Genomic DNA, 21,213 nt, shown 5'->3' on the forward strand with positions numbered 1-21,213 from the left:
GCGTACGGCTCACGTACGAAGAGACGCGATAAACGGAAGGTGCCGAAAATCCTCCGCCTGATCCAATCCATACCCCACAAGGAACTCATTTGGTGCATCGAAGCCAACCCACCGCGGCTCCCACTCGAGGTCCGGCGCGATGCGCTTGTGGAGAAGCGCGCAGATCTCGAGAGAAGCGGGATCTCGCGCGGCGATTCCTCCGCACAACTGGTTCAGCGTGGTGCCGCTGTCGACGATGTCCTCGACGATGATGATGTGCCGGCCGGCCATCGGAGCCCGCGGATCGTAGAGCAGTTCCACGATGCCCGAGCTCTTCGTGCCCTTGCCGTAGCTGGACGCGACGAGGAAGTCGACCTGCAGCGGACGCCGGATCTGGCGGACCAGGTCGCCGAGGAACACGAACGAGCCCTTGAGCAGGCCCAGCAGCAGTACATCGGCGTCCCGCGGATATGCGGCGGCGATATCCGCACCCATGCGGGCGACGCGGTCCGCGATCTCCGATGCGGAGTAGACGATGTGCTCGAGGGCCTCGCTCCCGGTGTACGCCGTGAACTCACGTTCCGCGGCGTTCATCGTGCCGATCCCGGCGCTTTGTGAATCCAATGGCGAACCACGCTCCTCCGGAGTCGGCCGGCTCCACCGCCGCCCGGGAGTGTCCGGCTACCCACAGCACTCTCCGGTCGGCGTCCGCGACGACCGGCACGCCTGAACGATCCGAGGCCGGCACGCGGCGCTCCATCAGTAGCTTCGCGACTTTTTTCGACCCGACCCGCGTGCGGATCCGGTCTCCGGGTTGCGGCCCCCGTACCCGGATCGGGAACCGAATCCCGTCGGCGGGGAGCGCGGTGGCCCAGCGTTCCGTGCCCTCCAGGGCGCCCCAGCGCACCTCGTAGTCGCGCCCGCCGAGGCGGACCGGCTCCCGCCCGGCCCGCCGCGTCCCGTCGATATCGAACTCGCGGTCGGGCGACGCCTCGCGCACGCGCCGGACATGAATCCGGTCGAACTCCCGCTCGACCCGCAAACCCGCCGCGATATCCACTCCGTGCCCGCTCTTCGCCGTCTCGATGAAGGATGCGCCCGCGCGGGTTCCGCGTCGGGACACCCGAAAGCCCATGTCCCGGGCGACCCGCCGCAACAGGCGTCCGCGAGCCGCCCGATCATACCCCAGCAGTACGGACCGGGCAATTTGCGCCCCGCCGGCGCTTTCCCGGTATCCCGCGGCGGCGAGGAGCCGCCGGACGCCCGCTTCCAGCCCGCCCTCGGCCACGGCGGCATTCCGTCCGAGTTCCGCCAGTTGGCGGCGGACGGACGGCTGCCGGCCGGCCAGCGCCGGGAGGAGCCCGTACCGGACCCGCGAGCGCCCGTACCGAGGATTCCGGTTCGCGGGGTCCCTCACCCACTCGCGTCCGGTGGCCCGCAGATAGCCTCTCAGTTCCTCGCGCGCGAAGCCGAGCAGCGGACGCACGAAGGCGCCGCGGCGGGCGGGGATGCCGGCCAGCCCGCGAAAGCCGGGGCCGCGCAGGAGGTTCAGCAGCACCGTCTCCACATGGTCATCGCGCTGGTGCGCGAGGGCGACGCGATCCGCCCCGGCTCGACGCCGCGCCTCGGCAAGGAAGGCGTATCGGGCCGCCCGCCACTCCGCCGGGCCGCCCGTGAGTCCGGTCGCCCGGCCCACGTCGCACGGCACTTCGGCGCGGCGGCAGAGTTCCGCGGCCCTCGCGGCCCATGCGGCGCTCTCCGGCTGGATGCCGTGGTCGAAGTGGGCCGCGCTCAGCTTCAACGGCCAGGACTCGCTCAGGGCGCGGAGGAGATGGAGAAGCGCGAGCGAATCCGATCCGCCGGAGAAGGCCACGACGACGCGCGAGCCTCGCGGCAGGAGCTCCGGAGCCGCCTGGAGCGCGCCCCGCAGGCGCGCCGCCATGCCGGCGCCCGCCACCGGCGGGGCGGCGGCGCCGGGTGTCAGGACTCTCCTTGCGGGGGGCGGTCGCGCCACGCCGCCGGGCCGCGGCGGAAGTCCAGTTCCCCGGCCACGGCGACGCCGAACTTCGGCCGCGCCGGCAACTCTCCGAAAGCGATCTCCGCTGGGGGGTCGGGAGAGGGGTCCGCGGAGGCGAGCCCGGACCGGCCGAGCTTGCGCCCGTGCTCCCAGACGCGATCCCGCCCGGCGACGTATGCCCTGAGGGCGTCGGCGACGTTCCTCGATCCGCTCAAACCTCCATCACCTCCGCTTCCCTGCGCGTCAGCATCGCGTCGATCTTCTTCACGTAGTCGTCGGTATGCGTCTGGACCTCGGCCATCGTGCGGCGGCAGATGTCCTCGCCGACCTCCCCGTCCCGCTGCATTGTCAGGAGCCGGTCGCGCGCTTCGTGCCTCGCGTGCCGGATCGACACCCGCCCCTCCTCCGCCATTCGGTGGAGGATCTTGACGAGTTCGCGCCGGCGCTCCTCGGTCAGCGGCGGGATGGGCACGCGGACGACCGCGCCGTCCACGGAAGGGTTGAGCCCCAGGTCGCCGCTCTGGATCGCGCGGGCCACATCGCGGGCGATGTTCGGATCGTACGGCTGCACCAGGAGCATGGTCGGCTCGGGGGCGCTGACGTTCGCCACCTGCCGCAACTGCACGATCGAGCCGTAGGCCTCGACCCTCACGCCGTCGAGGATCGCCGTCGTCGCCTTCCCCGTGCGCACGGTGGCGAATTCGCGCGCGATCGCCTCGATCGCGCTTTCCATCGCCAGGACCGCATTCTCAAGCGTCTCCTCCGGCACCGTCCCCTCCGATCGTGGCGGCTTACCCGACGAGCGTCCCGATCCTCTCGCCTCGCAACGCTGCCAGGATTGCACCCGGCCGCTTGATGTTCAAGACGACGATGGGCAGCGAGTTGTCCTTGCACAGCGAGATCGCCGCCGCGTCCATGACGCCGAGTTCACGCGTCATCACCTCGAGATAGCCGATCTCGTCGATGAGCGAGGCCTCCGGGTCGGTCTCCGGATCCGCCGTGTACACGCCGTCCACCCGCGTCGCCTTCATGATCACGTCGGCTTCCATCTCGATCGCCCGCAGCACGGCCGCCGTATCGGTGGAAAAATACGGGTTCCCGGTACCCCCGGCGAAGATCACGACCCTTCGCTTCTCGAGATGTCGCAGCGCGCGACGCCGGATGTAGGGCTCCGCGAGTTCCTCCATCCGGATGGCGGACATGACCCGCGTCTCCACGCCGGACTGTTCGAGCATGTCCTGGAGCGCCATCGCGTTGATGACGGTCGCGAGCATGCCCATGTAGTCCGCGCTCACCCGGTCCATGCCGCGCGCGCTCGCCACCGTGCCGCGCATGATGTTGCCGCCGCCCACGACGAGCCCGAGGCTCACGCCGCTCTCGTGGACGCGACGGATTTCGTGCGTGAGTTCCTCGATGACGGGCGGGTCGATGCCGAAACCCCGATTTCCGGCGAGCGATTCGCCGGAGAGCTTCACGAGGGCGCGGCCATACTTCAGGTCGCCCGCGCCCCCGGGAATCCGGTCGGCGGAACTCAGCCGCCCACCTCGAAGCGCACGAACCGCCGAACCGCCACATCCTCTCCCGCCTCGCGCAGGACGTCCTTCACCGTCAGGTCCGGATCCCGCACGTAGGCCTGCCAGAGAAGCGCGTTCTCCTCGTAGAACTTGCGCATGCGGCCGTCCACGATCTTCTCGGTGATCGAGGCCGGCTTGCCCTGCTCCAGCGCCTGCTCGGTCAGCAGCTTGCGCTCGCGTTCGACCTCCGCCTCCGGAATGTCGTCCGGCGACACGCCCCGGGGGTTCGTGGCCGCGGCATGCATCGCGATCCCGCGCGCCGCCTCCCGGGCCGCGTCGTCCGAGTCCGAGACCTCCAGCAGCACGCCGATGCGATTCCCGAAGTGGACGTAGGACGCGAAGGCTCCGGGCGTGCCGAGGTCATAGCGCACGGCGCGGCCCACCTGGACGTTCTCTCCCACCTGCACCCGAAGTTCGTTGAGGCGGCTCTCGATGGCGCCTTCCCCGTCGAGCCGAAGCAGCGCATCGCCCCGCACGGTCTCGCCATCCTGCACCGGGAGGTCGAACAGCCGCTCCGCCAGGTCCCGCGAGAAATCCTCGAACGCCTCGCTGCGCGCGACGAAGTCCGTTTCGCTCAGCACCTCGACCATCGTGGCGGACCCGTCACGCATCGCGATGCGGATCGTGCCTTCCGACACGGTGCGCGCCTCGCGCTTCGCCGCCTTCGCCGCGCCCGCCTTCCTGAGCAGGTCGACGGCCCGCTCCGTGTCTCCCTCCGATTCGATGAGCGCGCGCTTGCAGTCCATCATCCCGGCGCCTGTCCGGTCGCGGAGAGCCTTCACCGCCCCGGCCGTGATCTGCGTCATGATCTCCATGTCTCCTTCCCAAAAAAAAGGGCCACCGAAGTGGCCCCTTGCGGTCACTTCTCTTCCGACTCCACCTCGCCGACGACTGCCGTTTCGGCATCCTCCGATCCGGCATCCGCCGCGGGCTCCGGGTTGTCCGCCGCTTCGGCCTTCGCATCGCTCTCGGCCGACTCGGCGCTCTCGGCCGACTCGGCACCCTCATCGGCGCCTTCGGCCGACTCGGCGTCCCCATCGGCGCTCTCTATCACGGCCGGATGGTGCAGCCGCTGCGCGATGACCTCGGGACGCGGCTTTCGCCTCGGCCTGCGGCGGCGCGAACTGCCGGCCGCGTCGGCGACCCCGCCGGCGTCGCTCGAATACGTGTACGCCTGCGACTCGGCCTCGTCCCGTCCCGCTTCCGGAATCTCGCGCCGCGACGCCTCGACGACGTCCGCGATCGAGCGCGTGATCAGGGAAACGGAGCGAATCGCGTCATCGTTGCCCGCGATGGCGATGGTCAGGAGGTCGGGATCCGCATTCGTGTCCGCGATCGCGACGACCGGGATGCCGAGGCGGTTCGCCTCGCGCACCGCGATGTCCTCGCGGGTCGAATCCACCACGAACACGAGCCCCGGCAGCTTCGTCATCTCCTTGATGCCGGACAGATAACGGTCGAGCTTCTCGCGCTCCCGCTCGAGGAGCAGCCGCTCCTTCTTCGTGTAGAACTCGAACGCCCCTTCCTCGACGCCCCGCTCGAGTTCCTTCAGGCGCGCGATGTTCTTCTTGATCGTCTGGAAGTTGGTGAGCATCCCGCCGAGCCAGCGTTCCGTGACATAGAAGGAACCGCAGCGCTCGGCCTCCCCCCGCACGACACGGGCGAGCTGGGACTTGGTGCACACGAAGAGCACGGACTTGCCCGCGACGATCGTCTGGCGCACGAGTTCGTGCGCCCGCTCAAGCTCGCGCTGCGTCTTCTTGAGATCGATGAGGTAGATCCCGCCGCACTCGGCGAAGATGTATTTCCGCATCTTCGGGTTCCAGCGATGTGTCTGGTGCCCGAAGTGTACGCCCGCCTTCAAGAGGTCCTGCAGCTCGACGCCCATGCGTTCGGCTATCCGCCTTCCGCTATCGTTTGGAGAACTGGAAGCGCTTGCGCGCCTTGGGACGACCCGGCTTCTTCCGCTCGACGATGCGCGGATCGCGGGTCAGCATGCCGTGAGACCGCAAGGTCCGCCGGCGGTCTTCATCCATCGCGAGGAGTGCGCGCGCGATGCCCAGGCGCGTGGCCTCCGCCTGGCCCGTGATCCCCCCGCCGCGCACGCGGACCGCGATGTCGTACGACGCTCGCGTCCCGGTGACATCGAGGGGCGCCGCGACGAGCGAACGGTGCCGCGGGATCGTGAAATACTCCTCGAACGCCCGGCCATTCACGTTTACGACGCCCACGCCACGCTTCATCGTGATGCGGGACACCGACTTCTTCCGGCGTCCGACCGACTGGACCTGTTCCGTTTCCGCCAACTCTCGTCTCCCTGGCAGTCCCTGTGCGCGCTGTCGCTATTCCGCGATCGTGTCGAAGGGGCGGGGGTGCTGAGGCGCGTGCGGATGTTCCGGCCCCGCGTACACCCTCAACTTTCCGAGCATCTGCCGGCCGAGCGTGTTCTTCGGCAGCATGCCCTTCACGGCCAGCTTGATCACCCGGTCGGGGTGTCGGTCGAGCATGCGCCGGAAGGGGATGAAGCGCTCTCCGCCCATGTAGCCGGAATGTCGGAAGTACTCCTTCTGATCCGCCTTCTTCCCGGTCAGCCGCACGCGCTCCGCGTTCACCACGACGACGTAGTCGCCGGTGTCGAGGTGCGTGCTGTAGATCGGCTTGTGCTTGCCGCGAAGGACGGACGCGATCCGCGTCGCGAGACGGCCGAGAACCTGATCCGCGGCGTCGACCACGTACCAGTCCCGTTCGATCTCCCCCGCCTTCACCGAGTACGTCTTCATTCGTTCTGCCCACCTCAAAAAAACCGCCCGGCGGGACGGATGCCGAGCGCGTGAAAATGATAGCCCGTGAAGCTATTCAGAGCCTCGCATGAAGTCAATCGCGACGGAAGGCGCAGCTTCCGCGACGGAAGGCGCGGCTTCGCGCGCGGGACGGGAGGTCGGCGGGGCGCGGCGCGAGGCGCTTCCGGCCCCGGGCGCGCCATCGTTGACGAAGCGCACGAGCCCGGACCGTTCGGCGCCCGCGCGCAACCGCGAAAGGCCGCGCTCCCGGAGATGGCGCGTCCGTTCCTGCGACACGTCGAGGGCCGCCGAGATCTCGGCCGGCGTCTGCGGCCGCTCGTAGCCCAGACCGAAGTAGCGGCGCACCACCTCCGACTCGAGCGGAGGAAGGTCGGCCAGGCTCGCCTGGATGGCGTCGTGCAGCCGCTCGCGAATCAGCCCGGCTCCGGGCTCGGGCGCCTGATCGTCGGGCAGCAGTTCCTCGAACGTGCAGGCGCCCCCCGGGGCCATCTCGTCGAGGGAAAAGCGGTGCGCGGCCGGTTCGCCGGGGAGCCGATGATCGGCGTGGTCGGCGATGGCCTGCGTCATGGCCCGCCGGACCCAGTAGTGCGCGTAGCTGATGAAACGGACGCCGCGCTCCGGATCGAAGCGGTCCGCGGCGCGCATGAGCCCCAGGTTCCCCTCGTTCACGAGGTCGGCCAGCGGGACGCCACGGCCCCGGTAGCCGCGCGCCATGGACACGACGAAGCGGAGGTTCGCGTTCACGAGCCGCACGCGCGCCGCCTGGTCGCCGGCCCGACTCCGCCGCGCCAGTTCCACTTCGGCCTGCGCGTCGAGCAGCGTCTCGCGACCGATGTCCGCGAGGTAGCGTTCGAAGATGCGGACCATGCCGGGTCGACCTCAGTCGACGCCGCGCAGAATCCGGCCCCAGCGAATCTCCGTGAGCCAGGCCCAGGGGCCCTGCGGCTCGCGAGCGTACGAATAGTACACGAGGAAGGGCCGCCCCCGGATCGCATCCCGGGGCACGAAGCCCCAGTAGCGGGAATCCTCGGAGTTCGACCGGTTGTCGCCCATGACGAAGTAGCTGTCCTCCGGCACGACGAGAGGCCCCCAGTTGTTCCGCGTCGCCATGGCCCCGGAGCGGCGCGCGCCATCGGTCAGGAACGGGCGCTGCCACGCGAACTTCGGGCTCGGTGCGTCGGGGAAGTTCGACGCGGCCTTCACGTAGGGTTCCTCGAACGGAACCCCGCTCACGAAGAGCCTCCCCCGCCGCATGCGCAGCGTATCTCCCGGCATCCCGACGATCCGCTTCACGTAGTTCGTGCGCGGGGGCTGTTCGGCGGACTCGGGCGGCTCGAACACAATGACGTCGCCGCGCGAAGGCTCGCCGAACGCGGGAAGCTCGAGGTCGGTACCGGGGATTTCGGCCCCGTACACCATCTTGTTGACGAGGAGGAAGTCGCCGATCAGGAGCGTGTTCTCCATGGAGGCGGTCGGGATCTGGAAGGCCTCGACGACGAAGGTCCGGATGAAGAGAAACAGGATGAGGGCGACGAAAATGGACTTCGTCCACTCCCACATCCACCGGCCGACGGATGCGTCGCGACCGCGTCGCGCCCGGACCGTGGGCGCGCGAAACCTGCGGACGGTTCTCTCAGTCGGTCGTTTCTTCATCCCATCCTCCCTGTCTCCTCAACCCGGCGATCGGCCTTCACCCACACCAGGATGTATGGGGAACCTCAACGGGGTCTCACCGTCCGGCCTCACCAGTCGACGTCGATCTGCGCGCGCTGCAGCGTGCCGCTGTAATCGACGTACGCCACCTTCGTCTCCGTGTAGAACTCGTAGACTTCCCACCCCCCTTCACGGTGCCCGTTGCCCGTGTTTTTGACACCGCCGAAGGGGAGGTGCGCCTCCGCGCCGATGGTGGGCGCGTTCACGTAGGTGATCCCGTTGTCGAGTTCCTCCACGGCGCGGAAGGACGCGGTCACGTCCCGCGTGTAGATCGACGACGAGAGCCCGTAGGGAACTTCGTTGTTGATATCGAAGGCTTCCTCGATCGTGTCGAAGCGGATCACGGAGAGTACCGGCCCGAAAATCTCCTCGCGCGCTGCCCGGTGTTCCCGGTCGACGCCGGCGAGCACCGTCGGCTCCAGGAACCAGCCGTCGGCGAGCCCGCTCTCCGCCGGCCGTCCGCCCCCCGTCGCCACCGTCGCTCCTTCCTCGCGGGCGATCGCGATGTAGCGCTCGCACTTCTCGCGCGCGGCCTCGTGAATGAGCGGACCCACGTCGACGCCGGCCTCCTGCCCGTCGCCGAGTCGGAGGGAGCGCGCTTCGTAGCAGAGCCTCTCCACGAACTCGTCGTGGACGTCGCCCTGCACGAGGAGCCGGCTCGTCGCGGTGCAGCGCTGTCCCGTCGTGCCGAAGGCGCCCCACAGCACGCCCTCGAGGGCGAGGTCGAGGTCCGCGTCCGCCATGACGATCTGCGCGTTCTTGCCGCCCATCTCGAGGGAGAGACGCTTGTGCATGCGCCCGGCAACCTCGCCGATCCGGCTGCCCGTCTCCGTGGATCCGGTGAAGGAGAGGCCGGGGACGCCGGGGTGTTCGACGATGGCGCGCCCGATCGTCTCGCCCCGGCCGTGCAGCAGCTGCACGCACTCGGGCGGCAGGCCGGCCTCGAGCAGGATCTCCACGAACCGGTGCGCGCTGTGGGGCACATCCTCCGAGGGCTTGTAGATGATGCTGTTCCCGCACAGCAGCGCGGGAAAGATCTTCCAGCTCGGGACCGCGACCGGGAAGTTGAAGGGGGTGATGATCCCGAACACGCCGATCGGACGCCGGAACGACATCGCCCACTTGCTCCGCAGCTCCGAGGGCGCCGTGCGTCCGAACAGGCGCCGGCCCTCGACCGCCGCGTAGTAGGCCGTGTCGATGGCCTCCTGGACGTCGCCGCGCGTTTCGTCGAGCACCTTCCCCATCTCGCGCGTGGCCGTGCGCGCGAGGTCCTCCTTGTGCCGCGTGAGGAGGTCCCCGGCCGTCTTCAGGACCAGACCCCGCTCCGGGGCCGGCGTCCTGGACCAGCGCTCGAAGCCGCGCTGCGCGGAGGCGACGGCGGCGTCCAGTTCCGCCGCGCCGGTGTCCGGGAAGAGGCCGATGAGGTCCGACGTGCGCGCCGGGTTCCGGTTCTCGATGTATGCGCCGGTGGCGGGCGCGGTCCACTCGCCCGCGATGTAGTTGAGGAACTTCTCAGCCATGGCCGGAGGAACTCCGCTCGTGGATTAGCGATCCATGAGGAGGACGACCTCCTCGTTTTCGACCCGGACGTCGACGACGGTCTCGGGGATGTCGAAGAGCACGGTTCGTCCGTCCGCACGCAACCCCAGCTGCTGCGCGGCCATGCCCAGCATCATCGGGGGCACCGGGAGGATGCCTGCCTGGAGACTCACGAGGTCGAGGCGTCCTTCGCCGCCATCCCCCACCCGCGGGAGGACCTCTCCGGCGACCCGGGCGGAATCCCCGAGCGTCCTCGCCAGGCTCGACGCCATGTCCGCGGCGATCGGGAGTTGCGTGAAGTTGAGCATGACGGTGAAGGCGACGGTCGAGTCGCGCAGTTCGACGGCGGGCTCGCCGACGCCGGCCGGCAGCAGGGAGGTCAGCCGGTAGCGCACGTAGCTCTGGAGTTCCGTCTCGGTGAACCGCGTCTCGGCCGCCCCGCCGCCGGCCGCCAGCTCCCGCAGGGCCGCGTCCACCCGCGCCGCCGCCTCGGGACCGAATTCCGGCGTGGATTCCGCGACGACGATTTCATCCGCGCCCGCGTTCGCGAGCCACGCTTCGATGTCTCCGCGAAAGATCCAGCCGACGATCAGCAGAATCAGAAGAAAGATGAGAAAGCCCAGGCCCTTGAAGAGCTTTCGGAAAATACCCATGTCGACCGCCTCCGACCGGAATCGGGGAAAGAGGAAAAGCTAGCGCCGCGCGCGCCGGGCGTCATCGGCGCCGCCCGCCAGCCGGGAGGCGGCGACTTCCGTGTGCCGCGCGCCGCGGGGGAGAAGCTCGCTCCGCATCAGTGACACGCGCCGAACGTCCACCGTGGCTTCGAAGCGGACGCGCGCGATGGCGCCCGCCAAACCTACGGGCGGCGGCGGGCGGCGGATTCGTCCCACCGTCACGTGCGGGCGGAAGGGGCGCGCGTCGGGAGCCACGCCGGCGCGGACCACCGCTTCCTCCACGGAGCGCTGCAGCGCGGCGAGGGCGGGCGTCTCCTCGACGCCGATCCAGAGGACGCGCGCGCGACGGTGGGAGGGGAAGACGCCGGCGGCGCGCAGGCGCATCGGGAAGCCCGGCAGCTCCGCGGTGGCGGCGGCGATCTCCCGCGCGAGCGGCGTCTCGAGGCCGCGGTCGACCTCCCCGATGAAGCGCAGCGTGAGGTGCAGTTGCTCCGCGCGCACCGGCCGCACGCCCTCCAGCGCCCGCAGGGCCCGGGTCGCGCGCGTGAGGTCCGCGCGGACCGCGGCGGGGAGGAGGACGGCCGCGAAGAGCCTCGACCGGACGTCGGGGGAGACATATCCTGCGCCTGCCATGATCCTCCTCATCGACAACTACGACTCGTTCGCCTTCAACCTCGCGCGGTATCTGGAGGAACTTGGGGAGCCCGTGCGGGTGCGGCGCAACGATGACGTCGATCCGGGGACGCTGGCGGACGAGGGTTTCTCTCACATCGTCATCTCGCCCGGCCCCTGTACGCCCGCCGAAGCGGGCGCTTCCGTCGAGGTGGTCCGGGCGGTGGGCGCCGAGATCCCGATTCTGGGCGTCTGCCTCGGACACCAGTGTATCGCCGCGGCGACCGGGGGACGCGTCGTCCGGGCCGCGCGCCCGATGCACGGCCGCCTGTCGGCGATCCGGCACGGGGGGCACGGGCTGTTCGCGGGCCTCCCCTCTCCGCTCGAAGTCACCCGCTACCATTCGCTGGTCGTGGATCCCGGCGAGCCGGGGGCCGGCCTCCGGGTCACGGCCCGCACGGACGAGGGCGAAGTGATGGCGCTCGAACACGCGTCGTGGCCCGTGTGGGGCGTGCAGTTCCATCCGGAAGCCGTGCTCACGGCCGGCGGCCAGCGTCTGCTCGGGAACTTCCTCGCGCTCGGAAGGGGGGACGTTCCCGCCTCCGAGCCCGTGGAAGCCGGCCGCTGCCCCGAACTCCCGGCCGGCGCGCTGCCCTAGGAGGGTCCGCGGAAGCGGATCGCTTCGGCGACGTGGTCCTCGGCTACGTCGCCCCGTCCCTCGAGGTCCGCGATGGTTCGGGCGACGCGAAGCGCGCGGTGGTAGCCGCGGGCGGTCAAGCCCAGATGCGTCACGGCCTTCCTCAGGAGCGAACGGCCGCCGCGGTCGATCCGGCACGCCTCCTCGAGACGGACCGGCGGGATCCGCGCGTTGACCGTTCCGTGGCGGCGTTCGGCGCGGGCGCGGGCCCTCGACACCCGGGCCCGCACCACCGCGCTCGTCTCGCCGGACGCCGCGTCCGCAAGCTGCTCCCAGCGCACGGCCGGAACATCGACGAGCATGTCGATCCGGTCGAGGAGCGGTCCGCTGACCCGGCGGCGGTAGCGCCGCACGGTTTCCTCGAGGCAGCGGCAGCGGCCCGGCACGCCGAGGAAGCCGCACGGACAGGGGTTCATCGCGGCCACGAGCGTGAACTCGGCGGGAAAGCTGGCCGACCCGGCCGCGCGGACGATCCGCACCTGTCCCTCCTCGATCGGCTGGCGCAGCGCCTCCAGCGTACGGCGCCCGAACTCCGGGAGTTCATCGAGGAAGAGCACGCCGTGATGGGCGAGCGACACCTCGCCCGGCCGCGGACGGGTCCCGCCGCCGATGAGCCCGGCCTCGCTGATGGAATGGTGCGGCGCGCGGAAGGGTCGGGCGCGCCTGAGTCCCGAGCCATCGGCGAGGAGGCCGGCGACGCTGTGGATCACCGTCAGGTCCACGGCCTCCCTGACGTCGAGAGCCGGGAGTAGACCGGGGAGGCAGCGCGCGAGGCTCGTCTTCCCCGCACCCGGGCAACCCGAGAGGAGGAGGTTGTGCCCGCCGGCGGCGGCGACCTCCAGCGCCCGCTTGGCGGCGGGCTGCCCCTTCACGGCCGACAGGTCGAACCCGTCCTCCTCCCGCGCGCGGCCGTCCGGCGGCCCGCCGGACGGCGAGAGCAGCGTCAAGGGGGCGCGCAGCGGAATCTCACCGTTCAGGGCAGCGAGAATGTGGGTCAGCGACTCCGAGCCACCCAGCACGATCCCTTCCGCCGCCGACGCTTCACGCAGGTTCGCCGCCGGCAGCAGAAGGCGCGCGACGCGACGGTTCGCGGCCGCGAAGAGAGCGATCGGAAGGGCGCCCCGGATCGAACGCACGGAGCCGTCGAGCCCGAGTTCGCCCACCGCCAGCGTCCCATCGAGAGCAGCCTGAGGGAGATCCCCCTTCGCGCACAGGATCCCGAGCATGATCGGCAGGTCCAGCGCCGCCCCGGTCTTGGGAAGGTCCGCCGGCGCCAGGTTCACCGTGATGCGCAGCCCGGGAACGTGAAGACCCAGTTGCGCCGCGGCGGCCCGGATGCGCTCGCGGCCTTCGCGCACGGCGCTCTGCGCGAGACCGACGATCTGCATCATCGGCGTCCCCCTGATCAGCGACACCTCGACGCTCACCGGCCGCACGTCGAGTCCCATCACCGCCGCCGACATCACCGAGGCCGACCCCACCCACTCCGCCATCCTTCTTCGCTCCCCTCCGCGCAGCCTTGTAACTTCACCGTGAGGGAATGATCGGCGCCGGTCTCAACCGGTTCTCAAACAGGCCGGGACGAGCGCGGGATTGAGCGCAGGAACGTGGGAAGGAACGAGCGCAGGAACGTGGGAAGTGTGGCGAAGAGCGTGAGATCGTCGTGCGGCGCCGCCGGTAGTCCGCGGCACGACCCTGCGTCAGCGCCGAGAGCGGTGGGGCTGCTGGGAGTGCTCCTGCTGAGTCCGCTGCTCGCGGGCCTGCCGGCCCCCCTCCCGCTGAGCGCGCAGGAACTCGACGCGGGCCACCTGTACCTGCGCGAAGCGGGACGCCGCGTGGGGACGGAGCGCTTCCGCGTCTGGCGGACCGGATCCACGGTGAACGCCTTCGCGAGCGTCGAGATGGTGCAGCGGGCCGCCTGGCTGGTGCGGCTCCAGATGGACCCCGATCTGCTCCCGATGAAATACGAGATTCGCGAGGGGGTATCGGCTCTCGTGAGCGGGGAGCGCTTCCCCGACCGGGTCCGCTTCCACTTCGCGACGCCGGAGGGCGAGCGCTGGAAGCAGTACCCGGTCCAGGATGCGGGCGCGATCCTGGAGCCGGGGGTCGCGCATCACTATCTCGTGCTCGTGCGTGCGCTCAGAGAAACGCCGGACGGGCGGTTGACGGCGATTCTGCCCCTCGACGGCCGGACCGTGACCGTGCGCCTCGCCGCGCGGACGGAGGAGGGCGTGTCGCTCGGCGAGGAGTCGGTGGACGCGACCCGCTACGACGTGGACATGGAAGGCGCCCTGCACCGGGTATGGCTCGACGCGGAAGACCGGCTCCTCCGCGTCCTGGACGCCGAGGGCCGCGAGGCCCTGCGCGCCCCCGCCGGGGGCTGAGACAGACGCCGAGGGGTCAGAACAGACTGGAGGAGAACAAGATGGAACACCTTCCGGAATCGTCCGAGGCATCCGTGGAGGAGCACGGGCTCCCCTCCCTGCCCGTGCGCATCGTGCAGGTCTTCGTCTCGCCGGCGAAGCTGTTCGACGCGCTCCGCCAGCGGCCCGCCTGGATGGGCGCCGTTCTGACACTGATCGGCCTCAGCATCGCGCTGCAGTTCCTTACGCCGGTCATCGTCCCCGAAGAGATACTGCGGCGGGCGGCCGAGGACCGGATCGCGGACTTCATCCCGGCGGGAACCGACCCCGCGGTGCTGGAGCAGCAGGTCGATGCGGCCGTTGCGCCCGGACCGGTCGGGATCATCGCGGGGGCGGTCATCGCGACGCCCCTCATACTCTCGCTCATCGCGGGACTCCTCCTCATCGCGTTCAACGTCATCATGGGGGGCGAGGCCAGCTTCAAGCAGCTGTTAAGCGCCGGCGCGCACGCCATGTACATCTACACGGCGGGAGGGATCATCTCCATCGGCCTGATGGCGACCGGCGCCGAGACCCTGACCCTCACGCCCGGTCTCTTCCTGCCCGAGATGGAGGGGTTCATCGGCAGGTTCCTAAACGGAATCAACATCTTCTCTGTTTGGACGTGCGGGGTGCTCGGGGTGGCGGTGAGCCGCTTCTATCCGGGACGGTCCGTGGCGGCGGGCACGACGTATCTGCTCGTGCTCTACCTGATCCTCGTGGCGGCGCTCGCGGGGTTCGCGGGGCTCCTCGCCGGTTTGGCCGGCGGCTAGCACGTGAAACCGCGCACGCCGCATCGACGTACCCGTGACGTACCCATGACGTACCCCCGGGCGCGGGCCCCGCAGTTGCCCGAACTGCCCGCCGAGTCTCGAATAAAGGTCCTTGTACAGGATGAAGAAAGCGATCATCGCGGTCGTCGTGGTTGGACTTCTCGCGACCATGGGATTCCTCGCCACGCAGCGGCAGGGGCGTGGCGCCGTCGAAGTGCGCGTGGAGGCCGTCGGGTTGCGGGATCTCGTCGACGACGTCTCCGCGACGGGCCACATAGAGCCCAAGACGCAGGTTCAGATTACGACGGATGTCGCCGGGAGGATCATCGAACTCCCGGTGGAGGAGGGCCAGGACGTGGAGGAGGGGGCCCTCCTGCTGCAGATCGATCCGGCGCTGTTCCGGGCCGCCGTGCAGCGGGCCGAGGCCGCGCTGGCGCAGGCGCGCGCCAGCCAGGCTCAGCAGGATGCGGCCTACCAGCAGGCTCAGCGGGACGCGGATCGCATGACGGCGCTCCAGGCGCGCGGGACGGACTTCGTGACCGATGCCGAGGTCGAACAGGCGGTGACGAACGCCGACGTCCAGTCGCGCCTGCTCGAAGCCGCGGAGTACCAGGTCGAACAGGCCGAGGCGAATCTCGCGCAGGAGCGCGACCGGCTCGGGAAGACCACGATCCGGGCGCCGATGTCGGGCCGGATCACGCGGCTGAACGTCGAGCGCGGCGAGACCGCGATCGTCGGGACGATGAACAACCCGGGGACCGTGCTGCTGACCGTCGCGGACCTCTCGGTCATGGAGGCCGTGATCGAGGTGGACGAGACGGACGTGCCCGACATCTCGATCGGCGACTCCGCCTACGTCGAGATCGACGCCTTCCCGAACCGGCGCTTCGTGGGGACCGTGACCGAGATCGGCAACAGTTCGATCGTCCCCCTGAATCCCGCCACGTCCGGCGGTTCGGCCCAGGCGATCGACTTCGAGGTCAAGATCGAACTGCGCGCGCCGCCCGAAGGGATCCGCCCGGACCTGTCGGCCACGGCCGACGTGATCACGGCCACCCGCGACGGCGTGCCCAGCATCCCCATCACGGCGCTCACGCTGATGGATGCGGATGAATACGAGGAGATCCCGAACGAGAACCTGCCGAGCGCTCGGGAATCCGACGCGGCGCGGGACATCGAGGGCGTCTTCGTCGTGGAAGGCGACATCGTCCGCTTCCGGCCGGTGCAGATCGGGATCGCCGGCGAGAACTACTTCGAGGTCGTGTCCGGCATCGAAGTCGGCACGACCGTCGTCTCCGGCTCGTTCCAGGCGATCCGCGAACTCGGCGACGGAAGCCGGATCCGGATCGACGGGCCGGCAACCGGGGCCCCCGCCAACCGGGAAGACGGTAGCGGAGGGAGCGACGCCGCGGTCAACGGGGAGAACGGACGATGAGCGGGAACGGACAGATGGAGTCGATCATCGTCACGCGCGATCTCCGGAAGGAGTACGTGATGGGCACGGAGACGGTGCACGCGCTGGCCGGCGTGGACATCGAGATCCTCCGGAACCAGTACGTGTCGATCATGGGGCCTTCGGGCTCGGGCAAATCGACGCTCATGAACATGATCGGCTGCCTCGACTCCCCGACGAGCGGGGAGTACGTCCTCAACGGGCAGGCGGTCCAGGATCTGAGCGACGACAACCTGGCCCGGATTCGAAACCGGGAGATCGGTTTCGTGTTCCAGACGTTCAACCTCCTGCCGAGGGCGACGGCGCTGCACAACGTGGAGCTGCCGTTGATCTACGCGGGAGTGTCGAGCCGGGACCGGCAGAAGAGGGCGGCGCAGGCGCTCGAGATCGTTCAGCTGGCCGACCGGATGGACCACAAACCGAACGAACTCTCCGGCGGTCAGCGCCAGCGCGTGGCCATCGCGAGGGCGCTCGTCAACGACCCCTCGATCCTCCTCGCGGACGAGCCGACGGGCAACCTCGACTCCTCGACGTCCGAGGAGATCATGGATGTCTTCGACACGCTCCACGAGAACGGCCAGACCATCATCATGGTTACGCACGAGTACGACATCGCGGCCCGCTCGCAGCGCGTGATCACGCTCGTCGACGGCAAGGTCGAGGCGCAGATGTCGGTGGACTACTACCTGGCGCGCGGCCTCAAGCAGCCCACGGCAGCTTCGGTCGCGGCGTCGCGGCCAGCGAGCCCGGAGGCCGAGCCCGCACGCGCTCCGGAGCCGGGACCCGCTCCCGAGCCGGAGACCGCTTCGGCGCCGGAGGCCGCGCCCGAGCCGACACCGCCCCGCGAGGTCGCTACGTCACCGCCCCCGGAGATCGCTCCGTCGGTGCCGCCCCCCACGGCAACCCCGGTGGACCCGGCGCCGCCCGAGGCGACGCCTCCGGCCCCGGGAACCCCGCGCCCGATCTCGAACCCGTGGGCGCCCCCGACCACGCCGCCCGCGGATGGTGGCCGCTAGCGGCCGCGCGACTTCCCGACGATGAGATTCTGGGAGGGCATTCGCCTGTCGCTGCAACAGGTCCGGTCGCAGAAGCTGAAGTCGTTCTTCGCGCTCCTCGGCATCAGCATCGGCATCACGTTCCTCATGGCGGTGATCACGATCGTCGAGGGCATGAACAGCTATGTGCGCGACGACTTCGCGGGTTCCCTCTTCGGCGTGAACACGTTCACCGTCGTGCGGCGGCCGCAGATCCAGACCGGCCGTGTCGATGAGGCCGAGCGACGCCGGCAGCGCCGCAATCCCCAACTCACCATGGAGGACGTGGCGGTGGTGCAGGCCGCGGCGCCCGACGCCCAATACCTGGCCTACTACGCGCGAGATTTCGCGGGCTCGGCTCGCTACGGGCAGTACGAACGGCGCAATGTCCTCATGGTCGGGGGTTCGCCGGAGTACGAGGCGGTCCAGGGATGGAAGGTGGTGGATGGGCGGGGGCTGACGCCGATCGACGATCAGCAGGCGCTCCCCGTCGCCGTCATCGGCTCCCAGATCGCCGAACGGCTCTTCCCCACGACCTCGCCCCTCGACAAGCGCATCCGCGCGGGCGGGCACGGTTTCAGGGTCGTCGGCGTGCTGGAGGCGCAGGGCGGTCTCGCCGGGAATCTGCGCGATGCGGCCATACTCGTGCCCTTCGAGACCTTTCAGCGCACCGTGGCCAGCCGGCGGCTGGAGGTCGACGGGATCACCGTCAAGATGGGATCGATCGACGAACTCGATCCCGCGATGGCGGAAGTGGAGGGCGCGCTGCGATCGAACCGGCGCCTCCGGCCCTCCGAGCCGAACAATTTCGGCATCGACACCTCGGGTGGGCTGCTCGAAGCGTGGGAGACGATCAACCGGGTGCTGATGACGGCGCTGCCCGGCCTGGTCGGGATCTCGCTGGTGGTGGGCGGCATCGTGATCATGAACATCATGCTGCTCTCGGTCACGGACCGGACGCGGGAGATCGGGCTCCGCAAGTCCCTCGGCGCGAAGAGGCGGGACGTCCTGTTCCAGTTCCTGACCGAGGCGTCGACGCTCTCGATCCTGGGTGCGGCGTTGGGTATCGGCTCCGGATTCGGGATGGCGCTGCTCGTCGAACAGCTCACGCCGCTGCCGGCCGCGGTATCGGTGCCGGCGATGATCATCTCCCTCATTCTCGGGCTCGGGGTAGGGATCGTTTCCGGCCTCTATCCCGCCTATCGGGCGGCCCGGCTCGACCCGATCGAAGCTCTCAGGTTCGAGTGAGGTTGAGGTGAGCCCGGGAGGACGGCGCATGCGAGGCATGGGGTTCATCGGGACGATCACCGAGGGGATCGCCGTCGCCTTCGACTCGCTCGGAGCGAACAAGGTGCGGAGCGGCCTCACGATCCTCGGCGTGACGATCGGAGTCCTCGTCGTCATGGTCATGGCGGCGGTGATCACCGGGGTCAACCGGAGTTTCTCGGAGCTGATGGCCCCGGAGGGAGTCACCACCTTCTGGGTGGCGCACTTCGACTTTTCCTCCATGCAGTTCAGCGGCCCGCTCGAGGAAGGCGAGGACGCCTTCTTCCGGAACCCTCCGCTGGAACCGGAATGGGCGAAGGAACTGGGGCGGATCGAAGGGATCCGGAGCGCGGCTCCCGTCGTGGACCTGGCGGGGTCGGGCTACGAGGCCTCGTCCGGGGGTGACCGGGTCGAGATCGGACTCTACGGGGTGGGCGCCGACTACATCGAGATCTCGGGCGGCGATATCATCTCCGGCCGCTGGTTCACGCAGTCGGAGGCCGACCGGCGCGCCGCGGTCACCGTGATCGACTCGGCCACGGCGGTGGGGCTGTTCGGGACCCGGGATCCGATCGGGCGCGACATCCGCATCAGCCGGGGGAGCGAGAACGCGAGGGTTCGCGTCGTCGGTATCTACCGGGTGCCGGCCAACCTCTTCGCCGGCCTGGTCTCGCACTACGTGTGGATGCCCTTCGCGACGGCGGACAAGCTGCTGCGGGTGTGGGACCGGCAGATCAGCTTCATCGTGCGGCCGGAACCGGAAACGGAGCTGCAGGCCGCGCTCGACGCGACCCGCGCCCGCATGCGGCAGTTGCGGGGACTGGAAGTGGGCGAGGAAGACGACTTCGCCATCATGACCCCGGATCAGATGATGGAGCTGTGGGGCCAGCTGACGAACGTGCTGTTCGCCGCGATGGTCGGCCTCTCCAGCATCGGACTCATGGTCGGCGGGGTCGGCGTCGTGGGCATCATGATGATCTCCGTCACGGAGCGGACCCGCGAGATCGGGCTGCGCAAGGCGATGGGCGGGCGCCGCCGCGACATCATGTGGCAGTTCCTCGTGGAAGCGGCCACGCTCACCCTGCTGGGCGGGGCGACCGGCATGCTGCTCGGAGGCGGGCTCGTGTGGATCGTGAACCAGGCCACGCCGCTGACCGCGGTCGTGCCGCTGTGGTCGATCGTGGCCGCGCTGGCCGCCTCGATTCTGACCGGCGTCGGCTTCGGACTCTACCCCGCCTCCCGGGCCGCGGGTCTGGACCCCATCGACGCGTTGCGTTACGAGTAGATCTCTCCCGCGGCAGAGAACGCGCGACCTGACTCCGGCAGGCGGTGGAAGCCGCGGGCGAGGGGGAGGCGCGTATGACCGCTCGTACACCTGGCGCAGTGCGCTAGCGGCATGGGGTTCCTTTCGACGGTCACGGAAGGGATCGCGGTCGCCTTCGACTCGATCCGGGCCAACAAGGTTCGGAGCGGCCTCACGATCCTCGGCGTCACCATCGGCGTGCTCGTCGTCATGGTGATGGCGGCCGCGATCACCGGCGTCAACCAGAGCTTCGAAGACGCGATGTCTCCGAACGGCGTCGAGACGTTCTACGTGGCGCACTGGGACTTCACGTCGGGGGGCTTCGGCGGCGGCCCTCTGGGCGAGGAGGAGCCGGACCTCCTCAGGAACAAACCGCTCGATCCACAGTGGGCCAGGGACCTCGGGCGCGTGCCGGGCATCCAGAGCGCGTCGCCGTTCGTCGAACTGACCGGCGATTTCGGTCCGGGGTCCTTCGAGGCAAGCGTCGGGTCGGCACGGGTCGAGATCCTGTTCTACGGCGTGGGTGCCGACTACCTGGAGATCTACAGCGGCGACATCATCTCGGGTCGATGGTTCACGCACCCCGAGGCCGAGCGGCGGGCGCCGGTCGCCGTGATCGACTCCACCGTGGCGGCCGACCTGTTCGGGTCGCTCGATCCGCTCGGCCGCGAGATCCGGATCGGCGAAGGCGGCCGCGGAGCGATGTTCCGCGTGATCGGGGTGTACCGGGTGCCGGCCAACCTGTTCGCTGGCCTGGGGTCGCACTACGTGTGGGTGCCGTTCGCGAGCGCGGACAAGCTGCTGCCCGTCTGGGACCGGGCCGTCAGCATCATCGTGCGGCCGGACCCCGAAGCCGACCTTCAGCTGGCGCTCGACGCGACCCACGCGCGGATGCGGCAGCTTCGCCGACTGGAGCCGGGCGAAGAGGACGACTTCGCGGTGCTGAGTCAGGAGCAACTGCTGACTCTCTGGGGCCAGCTGACGAACGTCCTGTTCGCGGCGATGCTCGGGTTGTCGAGCATCGGGCTCATGGTCGGCGGCGTGGGGGTCATCGGCATCATGATGATCTCCGTGACGGAGCGGACTCGCGAGATCGGGCTGCGGAAAGCGATGGGTGGGCGACGGCGGGACATCATGTGGCAGTTCCTGGTCGAGGCGGCCACGCTCACGCTGCTCGGCGGGGCGACCGGGATGCTGATGGGCGGCGCGATCGTATGGGTGGTGAACCAGTTGACGCCGCTGCCGGCGGTCGTGCCGCTGTGGTCGATCCTGGCCGCCCTTGCGGCATCCGTGCTCACGGGGATCGGTTTCGGGCTCTACCCGGCCTCGCGGGCCGCGGGGCTGGATCCCATCGACGCGCTGCGCTACGAGTAGGC

Annotated in this window: 23 protein-coding genes; 8 read left to right on the plus strand and 15 right to left on the minus strand. The window is 69.6% G+C overall.

The features are described 5' to 3' along the window. Positions 1 to 9: 9 nt before the first annotated feature. The 14 genes from hpt to thpR form a co-directional block, all read right to left on the minus strand. Complete coding sequence (gene hpt / locus ACOGI9_RS08990) at positions 10 to 573, minus strand: hypoxanthine phosphoribosyltransferase (RefSeq protein WP_419856807.1); 564 nt, start codon at positions 571 to 573, stop codon at positions 10 to 12. Continuing rightward, positions 554 to 1,936, minus strand: coding sequence for a tRNA lysidine(34) synthetase TilS (tilS, locus tag ACOGI9_RS08995; RefSeq protein WP_419856808.1), 1,383 nt, complete (start codon positions 1,934 to 1,936; stop codon positions 554 to 556). Before tilS ends, hpt begins: the two co-directional genes overlap by 20 nt. A 23-nt stretch (positions 1,937 to 1,959) precedes the next feature. Continuing rightward, positions 1,960 to 2,211, minus strand: a complete 252-nt coding sequence (locus tag ACOGI9_RS09000; protein ID WP_419856809.1) for a hypothetical protein — start codon at positions 2,209 to 2,211, stop codon at positions 1,960 to 1,962. Beyond that, positions 2,208 to 2,765 (minus strand): ribosome recycling factor, encoded by a 558-nt coding sequence (gene frr, locus ACOGI9_RS09005; protein ID WP_419856810.1) that lies wholly within the window; start codon positions 2,763 to 2,765, stop codon positions 2,208 to 2,210. The genes ACOGI9_RS09000 and frr overlap by 4 nt, the downstream gene beginning before the upstream one ends. Before the next feature lie 22 nt (positions 2,766 to 2,787). After that, positions 2,788 to 3,471, minus strand: coding sequence for a UMP kinase (gene pyrH, locus ACOGI9_RS09010; protein ID WP_419856811.1), 684 nt, complete (start codon positions 3,469 to 3,471; stop codon positions 2,788 to 2,790). Positions 3,472 to 3,527: 56 nt separating this feature from the next. After that, positions 3,528 to 4,376, minus strand: coding sequence for a translation elongation factor Ts (tsf, locus tag ACOGI9_RS09015; RefSeq protein ID WP_419856812.1), 849 nt, complete (start codon positions 4,374 to 4,376; stop codon positions 3,528 to 3,530). A 53-nt stretch (positions 4,377 to 4,429) separates the two neighbouring features. Further along, positions 4,430 to 5,458 carry a 30S ribosomal protein S2 gene (gene rpsB, locus ACOGI9_RS09020; RefSeq protein WP_419856813.1) on the minus strand — a complete coding sequence of 343 codons (1,029 nt, stop codon included), beginning with the start codon at positions 5,456 to 5,458 and terminating at the stop codon, positions 4,430 to 4,432. A gap of 22 nt (positions 5,459 to 5,480) precedes the next feature. Then, positions 5,481 to 5,876, minus strand: a complete 396-nt coding sequence (gene rpsI / locus ACOGI9_RS09025; RefSeq protein ID WP_310757585.1) for a 30S ribosomal protein S9 — start codon at positions 5,874 to 5,876, stop codon at positions 5,481 to 5,483. A 36-nt stretch (positions 5,877 to 5,912) separates the two neighbouring features. Then, complete coding sequence (gene rplM, locus ACOGI9_RS09030) at positions 5,913 to 6,350, minus strand: 50S ribosomal protein L13 (protein WP_419856814.1); 438 nt, start codon at positions 6,348 to 6,350, stop codon at positions 5,913 to 5,915. A 72-nt stretch (positions 6,351 to 6,422) separates the two neighbouring features. Further along, positions 6,423 to 7,238, minus strand: coding sequence for a sigma-70 family RNA polymerase sigma factor (locus tag ACOGI9_RS09035; protein ID WP_419856815.1), 816 nt, complete (start codon positions 7,236 to 7,238; stop codon positions 6,423 to 6,425). Positions 7,239 to 7,250: 12 nt separating this feature from the next. Next, the gene (lepB, locus tag ACOGI9_RS09040) at positions 7,251 to 7,931 is read right to left on the minus strand and encodes a signal peptidase I (RefSeq protein ID WP_419856816.1); all 681 of its coding nucleotides are present in this window, start codon (positions 7,929 to 7,931) and stop codon (positions 7,251 to 7,253) included. Between the two features lie 182 nt (positions 7,932 to 8,113). Further along, the gene (locus ACOGI9_RS09045; protein WP_419856817.1) at positions 8,114 to 9,604 is read right to left on the minus strand and encodes an aldehyde dehydrogenase family protein; all 1,491 of its coding nucleotides are present in this window, start codon (positions 9,602 to 9,604) and stop codon (positions 8,114 to 8,116) included. Positions 9,605 to 9,628: 24 nt separating this feature from the next. After that, entirely contained in the window at positions 9,629 to 10,276 is a 648-nt protein-coding gene (locus tag ACOGI9_RS09050; protein WP_419856818.1) for a hypothetical protein, read from the minus strand. 39 nt (positions 10,277 to 10,315) lie between these two features. Continuing rightward, positions 10,316 to 10,930, minus strand: coding sequence for an RNA 2',3'-cyclic phosphodiesterase (thpR, locus tag ACOGI9_RS09055; protein ID WP_419856819.1), 615 nt, complete (start codon positions 10,928 to 10,930; stop codon positions 10,316 to 10,318). Between thpR and ACOGI9_RS09060 the strand changes: the two genes are divergently transcribed. Beyond that, positions 10,929 to 11,567: an anthranilate synthase component II gene (locus tag ACOGI9_RS09060; RefSeq protein WP_419856820.1), complete on the plus strand. Its 639-nt coding sequence runs from the start codon at positions 10,929 to 10,931 to the stop codon at positions 11,565 to 11,567. The two genes, thpR and ACOGI9_RS09060, sit on opposite strands and share 2 nt — an antisense overlap. Here ACOGI9_RS09060 and ACOGI9_RS09065 read toward each other — a convergent pair. Next, positions 11,564 to 13,099: a YifB family Mg chelatase-like AAA ATPase gene (locus ACOGI9_RS09065; protein WP_419856821.1), complete on the minus strand. Its 1,536-nt coding sequence runs from the start codon at positions 13,097 to 13,099 to the stop codon at positions 11,564 to 11,566. The two genes, ACOGI9_RS09060 and ACOGI9_RS09065, sit on opposite strands and share 4 nt — an antisense overlap. A gap of 222 nt (positions 13,100 to 13,321) precedes the next feature. Here ACOGI9_RS09065 and ACOGI9_RS09070 point away from each other — a divergent pair, with 222 nt between their 5' ends. The 7 genes from ACOGI9_RS09070 (at position 13,322) to ACOGI9_RS09100 (ending at position 21,211) form a co-directional block, all read left to right on the plus strand. Continuing rightward, the gene (locus ACOGI9_RS09070; protein WP_419856822.1) at positions 13,322 to 13,990 is read left to right on the plus strand and encodes a hypothetical protein; all 669 of its coding nucleotides are present in this window, start codon (positions 13,322 to 13,324) and stop codon (positions 13,988 to 13,990) included. Positions 13,991 to 14,031: 41 nt separating this feature from the next. Then, the gene (locus ACOGI9_RS09075) at positions 14,032 to 14,781 is read left to right on the plus strand and encodes a YIP1 family protein (RefSeq protein WP_419856823.1); all 750 of its coding nucleotides are present in this window, start codon (positions 14,032 to 14,034) and stop codon (positions 14,779 to 14,781) included. 121 nt (positions 14,782 to 14,902) lie between these two features. After that, positions 14,903 to 16,216: an efflux RND transporter periplasmic adaptor subunit gene (locus tag ACOGI9_RS09080; protein WP_419856824.1), complete on the plus strand. Its 1,314-nt coding sequence runs from the start codon at positions 14,903 to 14,905 to the stop codon at positions 16,214 to 16,216. Then, complete coding sequence (locus ACOGI9_RS09085) at positions 16,213 to 17,250, plus strand: ABC transporter ATP-binding protein (protein WP_419856825.1); 1,038 nt, start codon at positions 16,213 to 16,215, stop codon at positions 17,248 to 17,250. The genes ACOGI9_RS09080 and ACOGI9_RS09085 overlap by 4 nt, the downstream gene beginning before the upstream one ends. Positions 17,251 to 17,271: 21 nt before the next feature. Next, entirely contained in the window at positions 17,272 to 18,516 is a 1,245-nt protein-coding gene (locus ACOGI9_RS09090; RefSeq protein ID WP_419856826.1) for an ABC transporter permease, read from the plus strand. Between the two features lie 28 nt (positions 18,517 to 18,544). Next, positions 18,545 to 19,819, plus strand: a complete 1,275-nt coding sequence (locus ACOGI9_RS09095) for an ABC transporter permease (RefSeq protein WP_419856827.1) — start codon at positions 18,545 to 18,547, stop codon at positions 19,817 to 19,819. A 111-nt stretch (positions 19,820 to 19,930) separates the two neighbouring features. Continuing rightward, positions 19,931 to 21,211, plus strand: a complete 1,281-nt coding sequence (locus tag ACOGI9_RS09100) for an ABC transporter permease (protein ID WP_419856828.1) — start codon at positions 19,931 to 19,933, stop codon at positions 21,209 to 21,211. Positions 21,212 to 21,213: the final 2 nt, after the last annotated feature.

Origin of the sequence: Candidatus Palauibacter irciniicola (assembly GCF_965208695.1) — a bacterium.
Taxonomy (GTDB): domain Bacteria; phylum Gemmatimonadota; class Gemmatimonadetes; order Palauibacterales; family Palauibacteraceae; genus Palauibacter; species Palauibacter irciniicola.